This is a genomic window from Acinetobacter sp. A2, from assembly GCF_048537555.1.
Lineage (GTDB): Bacteria > Pseudomonadota > Gammaproteobacteria > Pseudomonadales > Moraxellaceae > Acinetobacter.
The window spans coordinates 2,021,659-2,042,214 of the sequence record NZ_CP183239.1 but is presented as its reverse complement, the minus strand read 5'-3'; the positions used below and the strand labels follow the sequence as shown (position 1 = coordinate 2,042,214).

The 20,556-nt window shown below is 41.3% G+C and carries 19 protein-coding genes; 14 read left to right on the top strand and 5 right to left on the bottom strand.

The features are described 5' to 3' along the window. Window positions 1-82: 82 nt before the first annotated feature. Entirely contained in the window at window positions 83-1,261 is a 1,179-nt protein-coding gene (locus ACNS8M_RS09700) for a S1C family serine protease (protein WP_168541757.1), read from the top strand. A 392-nt stretch (window positions 1,262-1,653) separates the two neighbouring features. Here the strand turns inward: ACNS8M_RS09700 and ACNS8M_RS09695 are convergent, their stop codons facing one another. The 3 genes from ACNS8M_RS09695 to ACNS8M_RS09685 form a co-directional block, all read right to left on the bottom strand. Further along, window positions 1,654-2,631: a Tim44 domain-containing protein gene (locus tag ACNS8M_RS09695; protein WP_168526325.1), complete on the bottom strand. Its 978-nt coding sequence runs from the start codon at window positions 2,629-2,631 to the stop codon at window positions 1,654-1,656. Window positions 2,632-2,765: 134 nt separating this feature from the next. After that, complete coding sequence (gene radA / locus ACNS8M_RS09690; protein ID WP_070154081.1) at window positions 2,766-4,154, bottom strand: DNA repair protein RadA; 1,389 nt, start codon at window positions 4,152-4,154, stop codon at window positions 2,766-2,768. Between the two features lie 152 nt (window positions 4,155-4,306). Further along, on the bottom strand, window positions 4,307-5,662 hold the full coding sequence (locus tag ACNS8M_RS09685; protein WP_168541755.1) for an alanine/glycine:cation symporter family protein: 1,356 nt from the start codon (window positions 5,660-5,662) through the stop codon (window positions 4,307-4,309). A gap of 363 nt (window positions 5,663-6,025) precedes the next feature. Between ACNS8M_RS09685 and lptM the strand changes: the two genes are divergently transcribed. The 13 genes from lptM (at window position 6,026) to serC (ending at window position 18,877) form a co-directional block, all read left to right on the top strand. Beyond that, window positions 6,026-6,265 carry an LPS translocon maturation chaperone LptM gene (gene lptM, locus ACNS8M_RS09680; protein ID WP_168417744.1) on the top strand — a complete coding sequence of 80 codons (240 nt, stop codon included), beginning with the start codon at window positions 6,026-6,028 and terminating at the stop codon, window positions 6,263-6,265. A 24-nt stretch (window positions 6,266-6,289) separates the two neighbouring features. Then, window positions 6,290-7,534 (top strand): diaminopimelate decarboxylase, encoded by a 1,245-nt coding sequence (gene lysA / locus ACNS8M_RS09675; protein ID WP_168460185.1) that lies wholly within the window; start codon window positions 6,290-6,292, stop codon window positions 7,532-7,534. Between the two features lie 12 nt (window positions 7,535-7,546). After that, complete coding sequence (dapF, locus tag ACNS8M_RS09670) at window positions 7,547-8,392, top strand: diaminopimelate epimerase (protein WP_168460183.1); 846 nt, start codon at window positions 7,547-7,549, stop codon at window positions 8,390-8,392. A 131-nt stretch (window positions 8,393-8,523) separates the two neighbouring features. Beyond that, window positions 8,524-9,150: an alpha/beta fold hydrolase gene (locus ACNS8M_RS09665; RefSeq protein WP_419224802.1), complete on the top strand. Its 627-nt coding sequence runs from the start codon at window positions 8,524-8,526 to the stop codon at window positions 9,148-9,150. After that, complete coding sequence (gene xerC / locus ACNS8M_RS09660; protein ID WP_419224801.1) at window positions 9,150-10,064, top strand: tyrosine recombinase XerC; 915 nt, start codon at window positions 9,150-9,152, stop codon at window positions 10,062-10,064. The genes ACNS8M_RS09665 and xerC overlap by 1 nt, the downstream gene beginning before the upstream one ends. Window positions 10,065-10,330: 266 nt before the next feature. Next, the gene (locus tag ACNS8M_RS09655; protein ID WP_168541753.1) at window positions 10,331-10,702 is read left to right on the top strand and encodes a hypothetical protein; all 372 of its coding nucleotides are present in this window, start codon (window positions 10,331-10,333) and stop codon (window positions 10,700-10,702) included. Window positions 10,703-11,248: 546 nt separating this feature from the next. Next, window positions 11,249-11,998, top strand: coding sequence for an electron transfer flavoprotein subunit beta/FixA family protein (locus tag ACNS8M_RS09650; RefSeq protein ID WP_419224799.1), 750 nt, complete (start codon window positions 11,249-11,251; stop codon window positions 11,996-11,998). Window positions 11,999-12,016: 18 nt separating this feature from the next. After that, window positions 12,017-12,949, top strand: coding sequence for an electron transfer flavoprotein subunit alpha/FixB family protein (locus tag ACNS8M_RS09645; protein ID WP_168460175.1), 933 nt, complete (start codon window positions 12,017-12,019; stop codon window positions 12,947-12,949). A 261-nt stretch (window positions 12,950-13,210) separates the two neighbouring features. Further along, window positions 13,211-13,537: a hypothetical protein gene (locus ACNS8M_RS09640; protein ID WP_419224797.1), complete on the top strand. Its 327-nt coding sequence runs from the start codon at window positions 13,211-13,213 to the stop codon at window positions 13,535-13,537. Continuing rightward, window positions 13,531-13,815 (top strand): hypothetical protein, encoded by a 285-nt coding sequence (locus ACNS8M_RS09635; protein WP_419224796.1) that lies wholly within the window; start codon window positions 13,531-13,533, stop codon window positions 13,813-13,815. Before ACNS8M_RS09640 ends, ACNS8M_RS09635 begins: the two co-directional genes overlap by 7 nt. Before the next feature lie 301 nt (window positions 13,816-14,116). Continuing rightward, window positions 14,117-17,098, top strand: a complete 2,982-nt coding sequence (gene gyrA, locus ACNS8M_RS09630; RefSeq protein WP_419224795.1) for a DNA gyrase subunit A — start codon at window positions 14,117-14,119, stop codon at window positions 17,096-17,098. 81 nt (window positions 17,099-17,179) lie between these two features. Next, window positions 17,180-17,623, top strand: coding sequence for a DUF3887 domain-containing protein (locus tag ACNS8M_RS09625; protein ID WP_419224794.1), 444 nt, complete (start codon window positions 17,180-17,182; stop codon window positions 17,621-17,623). A 174-nt stretch (window positions 17,624-17,797) separates the two neighbouring features. Continuing rightward, entirely contained in the window at window positions 17,798-18,877 is a 1,080-nt protein-coding gene (gene serC, locus ACNS8M_RS09620; RefSeq protein ID WP_168417754.1) for a 3-phosphoserine/phosphohydroxythreonine transaminase, read from the top strand. Window positions 18,878-18,979: 102 nt separating this feature from the next. Here the strand turns inward: serC and ACNS8M_RS09615 are convergent, their stop codons facing one another. Together ACNS8M_RS09615 and ACNS8M_RS09610 are read right to left on the bottom strand one after the other, a co-directional pair. Continuing rightward, window positions 18,980-19,120, bottom strand: a complete 141-nt coding sequence (locus ACNS8M_RS09615) for a hypothetical protein (protein ID WP_168417755.1) — start codon at window positions 19,118-19,120, stop codon at window positions 18,980-18,982. A 420-nt stretch (window positions 19,121-19,540) separates the two neighbouring features. Further along, window positions 19,541-20,473: a hypothetical protein gene (locus ACNS8M_RS09610; RefSeq protein WP_168417756.1), complete on the bottom strand. Its 933-nt coding sequence runs from the start codon at window positions 20,471-20,473 to the stop codon at window positions 19,541-19,543. Between the last annotated feature and the right edge of the window lie 83 nt (window positions 20,474-20,556).

Here is a 20,556-nt window from a genome sequence, read left to right as displayed (position 1 = left end):
TTTATGTTTCTAGGTATGTTTCGTTTTACAATAGTGCATTCAATAACTTAATCATCAAAAAATTTATTTAGAGGTACAAAACGTGCGCCGGAGCTTTACCTGGTTACCTTGGGTGTTACTCATTCTGGTCATTATTGGCTTTGTCACTTGGCAACAATTACAAAAACCGAAAGCACCTGTAGCAACTGATGGTGTAAAAATGCCTGCCGAAAAAATAGAGCCTTTGATTGATACGACACGCACAGGTGGGGTAGTGTCGTACAGTGCTGCGGTAAAAGTGGCTGCGCCAGCAGTGGTGAATATTTTTACCACACAAAAAGTCAAACAGTTGGATCATCCATTACTGAATGACCCTGCGTTTCGTGAGTTTTTTGGTAACCAGTTACCCGATCAATTTAAGCAAGGTCCAAATGAAAACAGTTTGGGTTCTGGGGTAATTGTTCGTCCAGACGGTTATATTTTGACAAATAACCATGTGATTGCGCAGGCAGAACAAATTGTGGTGGCATTGCATGATGGTCGTCGTGCTGAGGCAAAAGTTGTTGGTACTGACCCAGATACGGACTTGGCGGTAATTAAAATTGAGTTAGAAAAATTGCCAGTCTTGCCATTTAAACTCAGTGGTAATGAAGTTGGCGATGTAGTTCTTGCGATTGGCAATCCGTTTGGGGTAGGACAAACGGTGACTCAGGGGATTATTTCTGCCACAGGTCGTTCTGATTTAGGCATTAATACCTATGAAGACTTTATTCAAACCGATGCGGCAATTAACCCAGGTAACTCTGGTGGTGCATTGATTGATGTGGCAGGGAATTTAATTGGGGTAAATACTGCAATTTTCTCGCAATCGGGTGGATCATTGGGGATTGGTTTTGCGATTCCTGCGCAGGTGTGTCAGCAAGTTTTAAACTCTATTTTAAAAGATGGACGTGTGGTTCGTGGGTGGTTAGGTATTAGTTTATTGCCTGTAGAGCAAGACAATATTTTAGAGCCTGCACAAGGTGGTGTAGTGGTTGCAGATGTACTGCGTGGTGGCCCAGCTGCAGAAGCTGGTTTAAAACGTGGTGATAAAATTCTGAAAGTAAATAATGAAGCGATTACATCAACTTCGCATTTAATTAATTATGTGGCAGTACAAGCACCAAACAGCACAGTCACGGTATCGGTAGAGCGTGGTGAAGAGGCACTAGATTTACAGGTCGCTGTAGGTGAACGAAAAGTACAAAATTCAGATAAGCAATTTATTCCATTGCCTGAATAATGTATTGATCATCCGTAAAAAAGCCCTGCCAGTAGCAGGGCTTTTTTGTGTGACAGGAATCTGACCGAAGTTGCTGTAATCGTCTAAATGTATTCACTTTTGTATAAATCGAAGCTATGCCGTATTTAAGTTTATGGGTTATCTGTAAATATCAAGATGTTGTCCTACCTCAATCTAGAGCAGAACCTAGAAGATACTAAAGTCCTGTTTAATGTGTTTATTCAGTATCAAAGATACGTTGCTTTAACTACTATGTTTTTCTTTAATTTATGATGGATATGAATTAAAGAGAGATTTAAATTGCAAAGAAAGTTTTTGAATAGAAGCTATGTCTAATAAAAGATATAAATAAAAAACAGCGGCCTAGGCCGCTGTTTTAAATTATTTTGAAATTATTGCTCTTGTTGAATACCTGCCACTAACCAGTCTTGGTTTGAACCTGCAGGTTTTACAAAGTGCCAGATTTCTGTAAATGGCTGCGGTAGGCTGTTCAGGTCTTCGCTGACCGTACCAGTAAAGCGTACACTCACCACATATTGACCATTTTCAGTTGTAGAATCGACCACCATTGCATTTAAGTTAGAAAACTCTGCTACATCTTGGTCTTGGTTTGCCATAATATCCTGATACATTGACTGATATAAATCAGGTGTTAAATAACGCTGAATTTCTGCAATATTGCTTGCTGTATTCATAGACTGAATATGGTTAAAACGCTGACGTGCAACACGTAAGAAAGCCGCTGGCTCAGAACCATCAGGCAATTGGTTGCCACTGTTGGTATAAGCTGTGCCGAAAGGAGCATTGTTATTTGCTGCTTGGCCAAAAGGTGCTTGCGTTGCAGCTGCAGAACCACCTACAGACTGACCAAAAATATTTGTATTGTCGTTACGCGGAGCAGCATTTGCTGGAGTTTGCGCAAACGGTGCCTGATTGGCACCGCTGTTTGGCGCATACGGGTTAGGCGTTAGTTTTTTTTTTGCGCCCATCTTACGGAAAATGAAGAAGGCGACAGCAGCAGCGAGTAAAATCCAAATCCAGCTTGGAATACCACCTTTTTCCTCTTGTGCTTCGGCTGCACTGGCTTGGTCATCTGCCAAAGCATTCGCAGCAACAGCACCAATCGCTGCACCAGCAACACCTGCTGCAACCATACCACCTACGCCTGGGCCAGATTTTTGCTGAGCAGGAGCAGGTTGTTGTGCTGGCGTTGTTTGGCGAGGTTGTTGGTAAGACTGAGTTGGGGCTGCAGAACGGCTCATACCATGACTTTTACCGCCACCTGCACGTTTTGCCTCTGCTGCCAACGGTGCTACCAATAAGGTCGCTGTAAGCATTGCTGCAATCAAACCACGCTGTCGAACTTCCATCAAATTTTCCTATATTAAAATAAAGTTAAGCTGTGTATTTATGCAGGCATTTGCTACGAATTTCAATATAAAATCGGTATTTTTTCTACAAATGTTGAGAAATACATAGTGAAATGAATACGGCTAAAAAGTCTTTAGAGATTTTCACTTAAACTCATGGCTTCACTTAAAGCTTCATGCAAACGAGCTACCGCAATAATTTGCACACCTGCAATGGCTTTTTGTGGTGCATTGCCACGAGGCACAATAATGTATTTAAAGCCATGCTTAATGGCTTCTTTTAAGCGTTCTTGACCATTAGGCACAGGGCGGATTTCGCCCGACAAACCGACCTCACCAAAAACAGCCAATTGTTGTGGTAGGGCTTTGCCTCGTAAGCTCGAAGCACAGGCCAGCAATACTGCAAGGTCAGAGCCTGTTTCGGTAATTTTTAAACCACCAACCACATTTACATACACGTCTTGCCCTGAGGTTTGCACACCACCATGTCGATGCATGACCGCCAACAACATATTCAGACGGTTTTGCTCCAAACCTAAAGCTACACGTCTAGGTTGACCATGTGCATCATCCACCAAGGCTTGTACTTCAACCAAAAGGGGACGTGTACCTTCGCGGCTAATCATGACAATCGAACCTGGGATTGCTTCATCATAACGACTTAAAAATATCGCTGATGGATTGGCGACTTCACGTAAGCCTTTATCGGTCATGCCAAAAACACCCAGCTCATTCACTGCGCCAAAACGGTTTTTGACGGCCCGTATCATACGGTAACGAGAGTCTGACTGACCTTCAAAATATAGGACACAATCGACCATGTGTTCCAAGACGCGTGGCCCTGCCAAAGCGCCTTCTTTGGTCACGTGACCCACAATAAAGAGTGCTGTGCCACTGTTTTTTGCAAAGCGAGTTAGAAGTGCCGCCGATTCACGAATTTGTGAAACGCCACCTGGTGCAGATTGCAACGTTTCGGTATATAAAGTTTGAATTGAGTCTAAAACAGCCACAGCAGGGCGTTCATGCGCAAGCACTTCGCAAATACGTTCAACACAGGTCTCTGCCATGACTTTGAGCTGATCTGTGGGTAAGTCTAAGCGTTGAGCACGTAATGCCACTTGTGAAAGCGATTCTTCACCCGTGATATATAAGGCGGTGTTGTTGGCCGCAGCCATGTGAGTTGCAGTTTGCAGCAAAATGGTCGATTTACCGATACCTGGGTCACCACCAATGAGCACCACCGAACCTGTAACCAAACCACCACCCAATACACGGTCAAACTCACCAATGCCTGTGGTTAGTCTGGTTTCATGCGAAACAGATACTTTGTTTAATGTAGTAATTGCTGCAGCTTGTCCTGCATAGCCACCGCCCATTTTGGGTTGGGCACGATGCGTGACTGCAGGTGCAATACTCACTTCATTCAGCGAGTTCCACTCGCCACATTCCGAGCATTGTCCTGCCCATTTAGGATGATCTGCGCCACATTGTTCACAGCGATAGACACTTTTTACTTTTGCCATAAGTCCAGTCGTTGTATTTATTTGAAAACTGGCTACAGCATACAGAGTAAAGGCGGGGAAATGAATGTTATCTTGATCTTTCAAGGAAAATCATACAACCACAATGGTGATTGTATGATGGGTAAGGATGAAATTACATTTGTAGCTAAGGCTTAATACAACTCGCCAGATTTGCGTTTGGCAATAAAGTCCTTAGATTCTTTGGCAATCACACCAGACAGTAACAATAAGGCAATCAGGTTCGGAACAGCCATTAAACCGTTAAAGGTATCGGCAAATAACCAAACGAGATCGAGTGTCGCAATGGTACCAATGAACACCGAAGCAATATAAATCAGGCGGTAAATCAACACGTATTTTTCGCCAAATAAATAAGTACAGCATTTTTCGCCATAGTAGCTCCAACCTAAAATAGTGGAGTAGGCAAAGAAGATGATGCCGAAAGTTACCACCCAGCCACCGAAACCAGGTAATAACTGGTCAAAGACTTGTGTGGTAAGTACTGCACCTGTTACACCGCCAAAACTATTGTCGGCCATAATAAAGCCCATGACCAAAACAATACCTGTGATGCTACAAACAATAATGGTGTCAATAAATGTACCTGTCATAGACACTAAGCCTTGACGGGCAGGGTGGTCGGTCTTGGCAGCAGCAGCGGCAATTGGCGCAGAACCCATACCTGCTTCATTCGAGAACACACCACGTGCCACACCGTAACGAATCACGGCACCAATTGCACCACCTGCAACGGCTTCACCAGTAAAGGCATCCCGTAAAATCAGTTCAAATGCAGGAACAACGAGGTGCAGATTGTTTAAAATAATAATCAGGCCGCCTGCGACATACAGAATGGCCATAATTGGAACAATCACCGAAGATGCTTTAGAAATAGAGGTAATTCCACCTAAAATGACGAGCGCTGAAAATACCGTAATCACTATACCTGTCATCCAGGTTTCTACGCCCATACTATTTTGTACAGCCAAAGCTACCGTGTTGGACTGCACCGAACTGCCAATACCAAATGAGGCAACAGTACCAAAGAAGGCAAAGATAATCGCCAACCATTTCCATTTTAGTCCGCGTTCAATGTAGTACATTGGGCCGCCTGACATTTGCCCTTTTTCATTTTTAATTCGATATTTAACTGCCAGTACACCTTCGCCGTATTTGGTTGCCATCCCAAATAGCGCAGTCATCCACATCCAGAAAACGGCACCTGGGCCACCGAGTACACAGGCAGTTGCGACACCCGCAATATTCCCCGTACCAATGGTGGCAGAGAGTGCGGTCATCAGTGAGGCGAAATGTGAAATATCGCCAGGTTCTTTTTCAGCTTTATCATGTTTGCAAAAGACTTGTTTAAAAGCCAGAGGCAGCATGCGGAATTGCCAGAACAATAAACGGAAGGTAAGGAAAACACCCGTTCCCACAATGAGAATGAGCATATATGGACCCCAGACCCAGCCGCTTAAGGTTTCCATGATCGATTGTAAATTTTGCATAAATTTCTTCTTATAAACGCAGTGTTATAAATGCTTAAAATTGGCTGTAATTGAACAGTTGTAAAAATTAAGCAAGTGATATGCCAGTCTTTAAAACTTCCTGTTAAAAGAACGTGGTTTAAAGCACGCCCTATTTTTTGCATAGTTTTTGGATTTTGACAATTGATGCCTTGAAATATAATTCACTTTATCTGTGTCATAAGTCGCAATAATACTGACTGTACAGGGTGAATAAATGCCTGTAGAAAAAATATTGTGATTGCTGGTATTTTTACAAAGCTCAAGATAATCTCTGTGTTTTAGCACTTTGGTCACAGCGGTGATCACGTTATACTTCATCGAAAATATTTTATAGGTGGTCAGATGCGTACAGTCATTTGCTGCGTGAGTGTTGTATTCACAACAGTACTTTTGGTCGGTTGTGGTCAATCTGGGGCATTACAGCTTCCCAATGATCCAAACTATGACAAACGAGCAAAATATTTGTTATATCCAGATCATGCACCACAAAGTGTTAAACCATCTGAAACAGCTTCTGAGCAGGCAGCACCTGTACAACAGCAGTTTGCTTCACCTGCAACATCTACATCGACTACACCTTAACGCTTTCTAGAAAAGGATACATTCATGAGTTTTACCCGTATTCAAGGGGTTTTGCATGCCGAGCAATGTTCGCTACAACAACTCGCACAGCAATTTGGCACGCCACTTTATGTTTATTCAAAGGCAACTTTTGAAAAACATTATTTAGATATGGATCGTGCTTTTCACTTTATCGACCATCAAATTTGTTTTGCGGTAAAGTCGAACTCGAATATTGCGGTATTGAATGTATTGGCTAAATTGGGCGCAGGCTTTGATATTGTGACAGGCGGTGAGTTGGCGCGTGTGCTCAAAGCAGGTGGTGATGCATCGAAAATTGTATTTTCAGGTTTAGGCAAAACTGAAGCAGATATTCAAAAAGCACTAGAAGTGGGCATTGCCTGCTTTAACGTAGAATCACATGCTGAATTAGACCGTATTCAAAAAGTTGCGGCTCAAATGAATGTGAAAGCGCCCATTTCATTACGCGTTAATCCAGATGTAGATGCCAAAACTCATCCTTATATTTCTACAGGTTTAAAAGAAAATAAATTCGGGATTCCATCCGATTCTGTGTATAGCACCTATGAATATGCTGCATCTTTGCCAAACTTGGATATTGTTGGCATTGACTGTCACATCGGTTCGCAATTGACCGAAACACAACCTTTTGTGGATGCTTTGGATCGTGTCATTGTGATGATTGATACCTTAAAAGAAATGGGTATTCAACTGAAACACATTGATATTGGCGGTGGTTTGGGTGTGACCTATAAAGATGAAACACCACCAAGTGTTGAAGAATATGCCAATGCTTTGCGCCCAGCTTTAGAAAAGTTAGGTCTTAAAGTATATATGGAGCCAGGACGTAGTATTTCTGCCAATGCGGGAGTATTGCTGACTAAGGTTGATTTATTGAAACCGACCACACATCGTAATTTTGCGATTATTGATGCGGCAATGAATGACTTGATCCGCCCTGCATTGTATGAAGCGTGGATGGATATTCAGTCAGTGACGCCACGTACCGATGTTGAAAGCAAAGCATGGGATGTGGTGGGTGCAATCTGTGAAACAGGCGATTTCTTGGGTAAAGACCGTGAATTGGCGATTGCTGAAAATGATATTTTAGCCGTGATGGGTGCGGGTGCATACGGTTTTGTGATGAGCTCTAACTACAACACTCGTGGTCGTGCGGCCGAAGTGATGGTCGATGCAGATCAGGCACACTTAATTCGTGAACGTGAAAGCATTGAATCTTTGTGGGAAAGAGAGCGTTTATTGCCATAAGGGGAATTCGAGATGTTATTAGAATTTACCAAAATGCATGGTTTGGGCAATGATTTCATGGTGGTTGATCTCATCAGTCAGCGGGCGTATTTGGATGCACTGACGATTCAGCGCCTTGCAGATCGCCACTTTGGCATTGGTTTTGATCAATTGCTGATTGTGGAACCGCCAGATTTGCCGAATGTGGATTTTAAATATCGCATTTTCAATGCCGATGGCTCTGAGGTGGAGCAGTGTGGCAATGGTGTGCGTTGTTTTGCACGTTTTGTGCATGAACGTCAGTTGACCACCAAGACCAAAATCAAGGTGCAGACCAAAGCGGGTATTGTAGAACCTGAACTTGGTCAAAATGGTTGGGTGCGGGTGAATATGGGCTATCCTAAATTCTTACCGCAAGAGATTCCTTTTATTGCCGATAAACCAGATAATTTATATGACATCGCTTTAAAAGAGGGTGCTGCTTTGACCATTGATGTGGTGAATATGGGCAACCCGCATGCTGTGACCATTGTGCCTGATGTTCTGACTGCAGATGTTGCAGGGATAGGCCCTCAAGTGGAATCACACGAGCGTTTCCCACAGCGTGTTAATGCAGGCTTTATGCAAATTATTGACGAAAAACATGCACGTTTGCGTGTTTTTGAGCGTGGCGTAGGGGAAACTTTGGCTTGTGGTACAGGCGCCTGTGCGGCAGCAGTGTCAGGTATGCGTCGTGGCTTATTGGCCAATTCAGTTGAAATTGAACTGGCTGGTGGCAAGTTGCAAATTGAATGGCGTGAGGGAGATGTGGTGTGGATGACAGGCCCAACCGCAAACGTCTACCATGGTCGATTAGATTTAAGTTATTTTCAAGGTTGATGACGTACTCGAATAGGCATGCGTCATAAATCTGCTGAAAAGCACTATTTTATAATAGTGCTTTTTTTGTATCTTGTAGCACTGTTCGGGTATGCTGTATTAAAAGTTATTCTAAAAATTTACAACGCTATATGCCGCAATTGATCTTTTTACCAGGCGCTTCAGGCAATACCGCATTTTTTCATCCTCTAATTGAAAAACTGCCTCAGTCAAATGCAAACATTGTGGCTTATCCAGAATTTGGACATCAGCCTGCACATCCATTTGTACATGATTTTGATAGTCTACAGACTTATGTGCTGGATCAGATTCCAGCTGATAGCGTTTTAATTGCACAGTCGATGGGCGGTATTTTTGCTGTCGCTGCAGCCTTACAATATCCAAAAAAAATTAAAGGACTGGTATTGGCTGCGACATCAGGTGGCATAGATTTGAGTAGTTTTCAGCTTGAAGATTGGCGACAGGCTTATCAAAATCAATATTTGAATTATCCAGACTGGTTTGTGGGGGCAAAGGTCGATTACACGGCTGAACTGTCAAAGATTCAAACTCCAGTCTTATTGTTGTGGGGTGATCAAGACCTCATTAGTCCAATCGCGGTAGGTGAGTTTTTGCAGCAACAACTCCCACAAGCTGAGGTAAAAATTGTTCAAGGCGGTGATCATTTGTTTATAGAAGAACACGCAGATCAGGCGGCCAAATATATCTCTGCTTATTTATCTCAGTTGGATTTAGGCGCTCAATTGGAGCCTAAGTAATGTACGATCCGCAGCAATTACTCAGTATGTGGCTCAAAGAGCGAGAAATACAGCAGCAGTCACCGCATACTTTAAAAGCCTATGCACGTGATTTAACCGATTTTTTTACATTTTGCGAGCAGCAAGGGCTCAGCTTGCAGGATGTCGAGGCATCTGATTTAAGACATTATTTGGCGCAAAAAGTAGAACAGCAGCAGCTGAATGGCAGTAGCTTGCAACGTATGTTGTCAGCCATTCGCCAGTTTATGAAATGGGCTGAACAAGGGCAGTATCTACAATTTAACCCTGTCGATGATTTTCAATTAAAGCGTCAGCCACGCCCTTTGCCGGGTCTTGTTGATATTGAAACCATCAATCAAATATTAGATCAGCCTGAACCTGAAACTGAAGTACAACAACAGATGTGGCGACGGGATAAAGCAATTTTAGAATTGCTCTATTCAAGTGGCTTACGTTTGGCAGAAGTACAGAGTTTACGTATTCGGGATTTAGATTTTAATCGGCAATTGCTGCGCGTTACAGGTAAAGGCAATAAAACACGAATTGTGCCATTTGGCAGTAAGGCCAAAGATGCAGTGATGCAATGGCTACAGATTTACCCATTTTGGCAGGGGGATTTTGTATCAGATGCAGCGTTATTCATTACTCAAAAAGGTGAACCCTTAAAAGCACGACAAATTGAAAATCGGGTAAAATTTCAGGCACAGCGTGCAGGTGTAAATGTAGATTTACATCCACACTTATTGCGGCATTGTTTTGCCAGTCATATGCTGTCTAATAGTGGTGATATACGCGCCGTTCAAGAAATGCTAGGGCATAGTAATTTAAGTACCACACAAATTTATACCCATGTCGATTTTGACCATTTGGCACAAGTGTATGATCAGGCGCATCCACGTGCCCATAAAAAGTAAATTTTGCGACAATTTAGGTGAATAGGCACTATTTTTGCTTGTGATAGGTAGGGCTTTACAATTTGCAAATGCGTTTATTTGGGATGTAAGTCGCAATGCAAGAGCGCTTTCACTAAGATGTCATTGCAACTATTGTAGAATAATAAAAACTTGCGTTATGCAGTATAAAGAAGCAGAAAGAGTGGGTCACACGAATAATAGACATGGATGACATTATTTTTTGTTCCACTGCATAACACTTTGGATATCAAATGATAGGCAAAACCATGATTTCAAATCTTCAAGTAAAATATGACCAGCTCAGTCCGAGTCAAAAAGAAATTTTTGCTGGCTATGGATTACGTCAGGTAAAACACTTTGTAGAGATTAGCTTGCCTATGATTGAGCAAGAATTGCCAGCGCATTGCCAAGTTCAGGGCATTAATGCAGAAGGTAAAATGCAAGCGATCAACCCACAGACTCAACAAAGCTATTTATGGATTTCAGATCAACAGTGGCAAGAACGTCCAAACAGTGCCAGTAAAATTGACCTGAAAGAAGACTTTTTGGCGGTTTGGGAAGTTTTTAATTTACAGGCCTATGAGCTGATTGATTTAAGCCATATTCACCGTGATTTCCTAGAAACTCAGCAAGTTTAAGCTGAGTTTTTTTATGCCTTAAATCATGAAGGTAATGGGGTTGTAGTGCATTGATACTCATTAAAATACAAAAGATTGCTTCTTTCTTATCCAATAAAAGCTTCAATGTTGTGAAGTGAACTAACAGTCACATTTAAAAAGGGTGTTTTTATCAGGAAAAAATAAGCAAATAAGGGCAGTTTCTATCTTTAATGACAGTTTAGTTAACGGTTTTTATGTAAGGAATTTTGCATATTTTGTAGACATCTTTGTATTTAAACTATTTTTCAATCAATCTTGTTGATGTTATAAATCAATAAAAAACATAATATAAATCAAAGCTTAAAATTGTTTATATAATCAGCGCTTTGATTGTGGATTTTTGCAAATAAAAAAGTATGAACGCATCGTTCAGTTTATTTTCGGCATTTTTCGCTTTGTTTAGACAATTCTGACTTGACCGAAATGCCGATCACATAGCAAGATAGGACACCTAAAAAATTTAAAGCGAAGAGTTATTATTAACTTTTCTCAATATTTACTTTTGCTAAAACAGCCGAGGATTACATGAAGGCTCTTGTTGCTGTAAAACGTGTGGTAGATGCCAACGTTAAAGTTCGCGTTAAGCCGGATAATAGTGGGGTTGACCTAACTAACGTTAAAATGTCAATTAACCCATTCTGTGAAATCGCAGTGGAAGAAGCGGTTCGTTTAAAAGAAAAAGGAACTGTTTCAGAAATCGTCGTGGTATCCATTGGTCCTAAAGAAGCGCAAGAACAAATCCGTTCTGCAATGGCGCTTGGTGCAGACCGTGGTATTTTGGTTGAAACAGCTGATGAGATTGGTGCACTTGAAGTGGCTAAAATCTTAAAAGGTGTTGTTGAGCAAGAACAACCACAACTTATTCTATTGGGTAAGCAAGCCATTGATGACGACTCTAACCAAGTTGGTCAAATGCTAGGTGCTTTACTGGGTGCAGGTCAGGGTACTTTTGCTTCAGAAGTAAAAGTGGATGGCGATAAAGTTCAAGTAACGCGTGAAATTGATGGTGGTTTGCAAACTGTTGAGCTTGCACTTCCAGCAATTGTTACAACTGACTTACGTTTGAATGAGCCACGTTATGCGGCACTTCCAAACATCATGAAAGCACGTAAAAAACCGCTAGACACCAAATCTCCTGCAGATTATGGCGTAGCAACAGGTACTAAGCTTAAAACTGTAAAAGTTGAAGCACCTGCTGAGCGTCAAGCGGGCGTACAAGTGAAATCTGTAGATGAGCTTGTAGAAAAATTGAAAAACGAAGCGAAAGTGATCTAATACAGAAGGATAAAAATCATGAGTATTTTAGTTATCGCTGAGCACGACAATAAAGCACTAAATGGTGCAACATTAAACGTTGTTGCTGCAGCTCAAAAAATCGGTGGTGATGTCACTGTATTGGTTGCGGGTTCTGGTGCACAAGCAGTTGCAGACCAAGCAGCTAAAGTTGCAGGCGTAAGCAAAGTATTACTTGCTGACGATGCTGCTTATGCAAACCAATTGGCTGAAAACGTTGCAAAACTTGTTGCAGAATTAGGCAAAGGTTATAGCCATATCCTTGCTGCTTCTACAACAACAGGTAAAAACATTTTACCGCGTGCGGCTGCACTTCTTGATGTCAGCATGATCACAGACATCGTAGCTGTAGATTCTGCAAAAACATTCAAGCGTCCAATTTATGCAGGTAACGCAATTGCGACTGTAGAATCTTCAGAAGCGATTGTGGTTGGTACTGTACGTGGTACAGCATTTGACCCTGTTGCTGCAGAAGGTGGTTCAGCTGCAGTTGAAGCTGCTGCATCACAAGGCGATGCGGGTATTTCTAAGTTCGTATCTGAAGAAATTGTGAAATCAGAGCGTCCAGAGTTAACAGCAGCGCGTATTGTGGTTTCAGGTGGTCGTGGTGTAGGTTCTGGTGAGAACTATCACAAAGTACTTGATCCATTAGCGGACAAACTTGGTGCAGCACAAGGTGCTTCACGTGCTGCAGTAGATGCAGGCTTCGTACCGAACGACATGCAAGTTGGTCAAACAGGTAAAATTGTTGCACCTGATTTGTACATCGCTGTGGGTATCTCTGGTGCGATTCAGCACTTGGCAGGTATGAAAGACTCTAAAGTGATTGTTGCAATCAACAAAGACGAAGAAGCACCAATTAATGCAGTAGCAGACTACTGGTTAGTGGGTGATTTGAACACTGTTGTTCCAGAATTGGTTTCTAAAATCTAAGTTCTGAGCACAGTTCAAGACGCCTCTATGTGAATTGCATAGGGGCGTTTTTTTATGGACAAATTTGCATTAAAGAATGATAGTGCTTTCAGCATAAGCATTCACAAAGTCATCTAAGTACAACGCTGATAGCCTATTTGCAGTGTCTTGGTGGTCTGCGATAAAACTTGCAGAGCTATTATCCATATAAAACATTTATGATATTATCCACCGTCTTTTTTAAGCTTTGCTCAATTTTATAATTTGAGTAGGAGTAGTCTTTTGTTGGTCGATACTCGGCTTACATGGCCCATAGTGGTTATTGTAGTGCTGTGCTGTTTATTTCCATTCTTTGCAGATTTAGAAGTGCCATTGCTAGATGGTGCAATGGTTCGCTATGTGGAAAATTTACAGGCACTGTTGTTGCTCTTTGGTGCAATATTCAGTTTTATTTATATTCGACCGCTACAGCTACAAGGTGGGAACAAACAGTTTTGGTTATGGGCTGTACTTTGGTGGTTGCTGCTTTTCGGCGCAGTACTAGCTGGGGGCGTGACTACTTTCCTGAAGTCCCGAAGCCGTATTTTCGTGCAATTTCAGTCATGTTAATTGCACCTGTAGTATTTATGCTGTTTTCACCCTACCTTAGAAAAGAAATTGCGAAAAAGTTGAAGTATTTTACGTTGCCTATTTGGGCGCTAATGCTGGCATTTTCTGGACTAATCATTTCTGATGCAATTGAGCATGAGCGTGCCATTGATGCATTATTTCTTCGAGATATTCAATATAAAGATTTGATGGAAGAGTTGTATGAATTTCCATTAATTCTCGGTTTGCTTTTCATTACCTATCATTTAATGAAGCAAGATAAGCTTGCAGAAAATTAAGTTTATTGCGTGTCGCTCTAAGCGTATTCCACTTTAAAATATAGTCAGTCTCGCCAATTTTGTTGGTGAAGATGATACCTATGTCAGATTGAAATTTAATTTTTAAATTAGTATAAAAAAACATCACTAAATTTAAGTAAATTAACAAGATTAAGATCATCTCTAAAGCACAAAAACACAGGTGTATATGCTATAATTTTTCGCTGTATTTTATTTTTAGCCTGCATTTCAGGCTAATCATTTGCAAGTTTTACGACATATAAAATGCAAGCAAAATTTGTTTGCAGAATAAGGAGTATGCATGAGCGTATCGGAAATTAGACCGATTGCCATTGAGGATGAACTCAAGCACTCGTATTTAGACTATGCGATGAGCGTGATTGTGTCACGTGCGCTGCCAGATGTACGAGATGGTCTAAAACCTGTGCATCGTCGTGTGCTATTCGCAATGCACGAATTGGGCAATGACTACAACAAAGCTTACAAAAAGTCTGCCCGTGTAGTCGGTGACGTCATCGGTAAATATCACCCGCATGGTGACTCCGCTGTTTATGAAACCATTGTTCGTATGGCGCAAGACTTTAGTTTGCGTTATCAATTGGTCGATGGTCAGGGTAACTTCGGTTCGATTGATGGCGATAGCGCAGCAGCTATGCGTTATACCGAAGTGCGTATGCGTAAATTGACTCATGAACTGTTGGCCGATTTAGAAAAAGATACAGTTGACTGGGAAGATAACTACGACGGCTCTGAGCGTATTCCTCAAGTCATGCCAACCCGTATTCCAAACTTACTGGTGAACGGTGCAGCGGGTATTGCGGTAGGTATGGCGACCAATATGGCGCCACACAACATGACCGAAGTGGTACATGCGTGTTTGGCTTATGCAGACAATCCAAATATTTCTATTGAAGGGTTGATGGAACATATTACAGGTCCAGACTTCCCTACAGGCGGTATTATTTACGGTAAATCAGGCATTGTAGATGCTTACCGCACAGGTAAAGGCCGTCTGCATATTCGTGGTAAGTACCATTTTGAGGAAGATCAAAAAACTGGTCGTACCACCATCGTCTTTACTGAAATTCCTTATCAGGTCAATAAAGCGAAAACCATTGAGCGTATTGCTGAACTGGTAAAAGAAAAGAAACTTGAAGGTATTTCTGAATTACGTGATGAGTCCGATAAAGAAGGGATGCGTATTGCAATTGACTTAAAGCGTGGTGAAAACGCTGAAGTGATTGTGAATAATCTGTTCTTGAACACGCAATTAGAAAACTCATTCAGCATCAACATGGTTTGCCTAGACAATGGTCAGCCAAAGTTGATGAACTTAAAAGATATTATTGCGGCATTTATTCGTCACCGCCAAGAAGTGGTGACTCGCCGTACCATGTTTGAGTTGCGTAAAGCACGTGAACGTGGCCATATCTTAGAAGGCTTAACCGTTGCTTTAGCCAATATTGATGCCATCATCGAAACCATTAAATCTTCTGCCAACCCAGCCGAAGCGCGCGAGCGTTTACAGGCAGGCGAGTGGGCAGCTGGTGGTGTCGTGGCATTATTGGAAAAAGCAGGTTCAGTATCTGTACGTCCAGATGAAATTGAAGGCGAAGACCCAAATCGTCCATTCGGTTTGGAGGGACAGATTTACCGTTTGTCACCTACGCAAGTGACTGCAATTTTAGAATTACGTCTGCATCGTTTAACGGGTCTGGAACAAGACAAATTACATGCAGAATATTCTGAAATTTTGGCACAGATTGCTGAATTGACCGCAATTTTGAATGACTTTAATTTGTTGATGGGTGTGATTCGTGAAGAATTGGCGCAGGTTTTACAACAGTATGGCGATGCACGCCGTACTGAAATTGTAGAATCACGCATCGATTTCTCTCGTGAAGATTTAATTCCAGAAGAACAAGTGGTTCTGACTGTTTCACAAACAGGTTATGCGAAAACTCAGCCATTGTCTGATTATGCTGCGCAGCGTCGTGGTGGTCGTGGTAAATCTGCAACGTCAATGAAAGAGGACGATTATGTGCAGCATTTAATTGTGACCTCTAACCACGCAACAGTATTGTGCTTTACCGATGTAGGTAAAGTCTATCGTCTGAAAGTGTTTGAAGTGCCGCAAGCGTCACGTGGTGCCAAAGGCCGTCCGATGGTGAATTTGTTGCCATTAGATGCCAATGAAACCATCACCGCAATTTTACCTGTGATTGATGCACCGAAGAAATTTACAGAACGTCTGGCAGATTTCCGTAGCTATGTGAAAGCCAATGCGACACATCTACAGACCAATGCCATTATTGCTGCGCACTATGCTGAACTAGAAGCTGCTTTTGCTGAGCTTGCAGATGGTGATGATTTATCTGATGCACTGCGTGTTCAGTTAAAACAATTGGGTGTGGAGCTTTCTGCAACCGATCTAGATGATGAAATCATTGCTGAATTCGCTACACAAGCAGAAGCATTGCGTAAAAACTTCTATGTATTTATGGCGACAGCATCGGGCACAGTTAAACGTGTTGAATTGGAGCAATTTAGTAACGTTCGCTCGAATGGTTTACGTGCCATTGAACTGAATGAAGAAGATACCTTAATTGGTGTTGCCATCACTGATGGCGAACAACAAATTATGTTGTTCTCCAATGAAGGTAAAGCGATTCGTTTTGCAGAAACTGACGTACGTTCAATGGGGCGTGCAGCCAAAGGTGTGCGTGGTATGCGTGTCAGCTTTGGTTCAGCGCAAGTTGAAGACATCGAAGATGCCGAAGTAGATGGTGATGATGAAGACAGTTCAGATTCAGCATTTATCAGTCGTATTGTGTCCTTAGTTGTTGTTCCAGAAACAGGCGAAGTGCTGTGTGCTTCGGCCAATGGTTATGGTAAGCGTACGCCAGTAGATGATTTCCCAACCAAAAAACGTGGTGGTAAAGGGGTTATTGCAATCAAGACCTCGGAGCGTAATGGTGAATTGGTGGGTGCAGTTGCCATTGATGAAAGCAAAGAGCTGATGCTGATTTCTGATGGCGGTACTTTGGTGCGTACGCGTGCATCTGAAGTAGCGCAAACAGGCCGTAATGCACAGGGTGTTCGTTTAATTCGCTTGGGTGAAAACGAAACATTGGTTGGCGTAGAAGCGATTGAGGCAGTTGAAGAAGAGGACGATTTTATTGAAGATCAGGAATCTGATGCTTTAGAAAATTTAGAGACTTCAGAAACAGCAGCAGAAGCAACACCAACGGATGCAGCCGATGATCAAGAAAGTGCTGACTAAATAACTCAATCTAGAGAAAAAATGATAGAAATAAGGGCGCTACGGCGTCCTTATTCTTATAGAGCCAAAATGGAAACAACGATGAAGAAAAAAGTAGCTTTGATCTTTGCTGCAACGATACTGAGTTTAGTTGGCTGTAAGCAATCACAAGATCAGGTGCCTGAACCAACGGCGGCACAACAACAGGTTGCCTTTGCTGCTTATGATCAATTACGTGATGGTGAATATGAGCAGTTTTTGACACAGCTCGAGCCTGAGTTGCAGCAGTATTTTCAGGACAATCAACGGGTCATGAAAAAGTTTTCCAAGTCTATTCCTAAAGATGCAGAGCGTTCTCGCACGTTGATGACTAAGAAAATTGAGCAACAAGCCAATCAGGGCAAGCAATATAAAATCAGTTATGAAATTGCTTATCCTAAAAACTTGGTGCAATACGATGTAAGTTTTGATGCTGTAGCAAATTCAGCAACTACAACGCAGCAACCTAAAATTCGGAATTTAAATATTCAGGTGTTTGGTGAGTAAACTGATCTATCCTGAAATTTTATGATGAATTGAGAATGCTACAAATAAATATTGTGAAAGATTGATTTTATGACTGCATCTGGCATTTGATATTGAAATAATTTTATGCAAGTCAGGGCAAGATGTGGTTAAATGCCATCATTTTATTGTGTTTCACATAGATAAGGAAAAATCATGCGCGCGTACAATTTCTGTGCTGGTCCTGCTGCATTACCTACAGCCGTTTTAGAAAAAGCCCAAGCTGAAATGCTGGATTGGCATGGCAAGGGACTTTCCATTATGGAAATGAGCCATCGTAGCAAAGACTATGTGGCTGTTGCAGAAAAGGCTGAAGCAGATTTACGCACTTTAATGAATATTCCTGAGAACTACAAAGTATTGTTCTTACAGGGTGGTGCATCGTTGCAGTTTTCTGCAATTCCGTTGAATTTGTTGGGTAAAAACAACAAAGCAGATTATATTCATACAGGAATTTGGTCTGAAAAAGCATTAAAAGAAGCACAGCGCTATGGCGATATCAATGTCGTAGAAGCGGGTATTCAAATTGAAGGCAAACATGCCATTAGCGAACAAAGCCAATGGAATTTATCTGCCGATGCTGCTTATGTGCATTATGCCGATAACGAAACCATTGGTGGTTTACAGTTTGCCAATATTCCTGAAACAGATAAGCCATTGGTATGCGATTTCTCATCAAGCATTTTATCTGCACCTTTAGATGTATCTAAATTTGGTTTGATTTATGCCGGTGCGCAAAAAAATATTGGCCCTGCGGGCCTAACCATTGTTATTGTACGTGAAGACTTGCTTGATCAAGCCAAGCCTGAAATTCCAAGCATTTTGAAATATTCAGCGCAAGCAAAAAATGATTCGATGGTGAATACCCCTGCAACTTATGCATGGTATTTATCTGGTTTGGTGTTTGAGTGGTTATTGCAAAATGGTGGTGTGGATAAAATTCATCAAGCCAATTTGGAAAAAGCTAAATTGTTGTATGGCTATATCGATTCAAGTGACTTCTATGCAAATCCAATTTACACAGCAAACCGCTCAATCATGAATGTGCCATTTACGTTAGCGGATGCAGCACTTGAAAAAGCATTCTTGCAAGAAGCTGAAGACAATCGTTTGCTGAATTTGGCAGGTCACCGTTCTGTGGGTGGTATGCGTGCAAGTATTTATAATGCTGTGCCATTAGAAGGTGTTCAAGCTCTCGTGAACTTTATGGATGACTTTGCAAAACGTCACGGTTAATCACGTAGCGAAAGCAAAAACCCAGCGAAAAAGCTGGGTTTTTTATGGAATGATGGTGGTATTTGGTTTCAGATTAGAGAATTCAACTCGGAACATTAGATATTAGAAAACAAAATAGTGTAAAGCATAAGCAGAGAGCAGCATGCCTAATGCAAAAAATAGGCAAGACATTGCATCGAGTTGGTAGCGTTGCTCTAACTGATGTTCAACATGCTGTAAGTTTTCTTCTTGCACGATTTTCATAGATATTATTTTCCGATGATCTATTTATCGTTAAATATGTAGTAAGCCATATTTTTAGCATAAAAAATTGATTAAATAAAGTACTAATTTTATTTTAAGCAGATTTAAGTATCGATATTGAAATAATTATAGTGAATTTTCAAAATCCTTGCTGTTTAAGGCTTTGCGATTATTTGATGTAATTCTATTTTAAATAATTTATCCACAACTTATATATTAAATTGAGTTGATTTTTGAATTTATAATAAATTTAAAACTGTGGATGAATGTGCCTATTTTGAATTTAAAACGATTAAATAATCGGCAGTTTATCCACAATTCTTTTATAAAGGCAACGATTTAACCCTAAATAAAATAAAAAATCGCCCATCTTTTAGATACATTGTATCGATGGGCGATTAGAAAGGTTAAATAAATAACTTACTGTTTTTTATTGTGAATGTAGGCTTGAATCCAAATGTTGCCACGAATGTATTGTCCAATTTCAAAATTTTGATGGGCAGGGTTTTTAGTCGCAATACGAATCAAAATAGCAGGCTGATTTTCATCATGAATCAGGGTGACATCATAAACAGTATAGTTTTGATTCATGAATTCAAAACTGGTTTTGCCAACCACGTTGCCCTGAAACCATGCTTCATCTTCCTGACCAATATTTTCACCATATAAATATGCCACCATTTTAGAAAAATCGACGGTGACAGGTGCCTGATCATCTTCAGATTTGGGCTGCCATGCATCAATTTGTTCCTGCAAATTTGGTGGTGCAACGCCATCATTGGCAGCCAAAATATCATTTAAGGCACGGTGGTGTTTGATTGAAGCAGGATCATCTACTACTAATTGTTCACCTTCGGCCACGGTTTCCAGTTCGTATGCCCATGCATTTAAATGTACCCAATAGCTTTGGTCTTTTTGGTATTGCTGGTGGTTTACGCTATAGAGACTATCAAAGGCATATACAATACTGTTATTGCCTAAATTGAGTCTAAGCACCGCTTGGGTATTCGATTTACAGCAAATTATACGTTCAATTTTGGCTTCGACTTTGTATGGACTTTCAAAACACGGAAAAGCTATTTTAACAGCTTGTGGTTTATTATTTTCAACAGCAATTACTTGCGCCAACTGTACCGCTTGTTTGCTTGGCCCTTGAATGAGCCAAGTTGCAGGATCCATTTCTGATTCTTGGCGACATAAACCCATTGGCATAATTGGAGCATCTAGAGCCAGCCCTAACCATTTTGGAACTTCAGTGCAGGGTTCATCCGTCAGTAAATTCCAATGTTCTACATGGCTACCGAAGTTTTGATCTTCAATGCGGATGATTTCTGGTCTATTTTGATTGTTCATAAGCACTTTTAGATGTTGGGTTCTGTTCTTTACTATTAGATCGAGGGTTATTTTGATTTTTCAAGTCTTTGGCTGAAATTTCA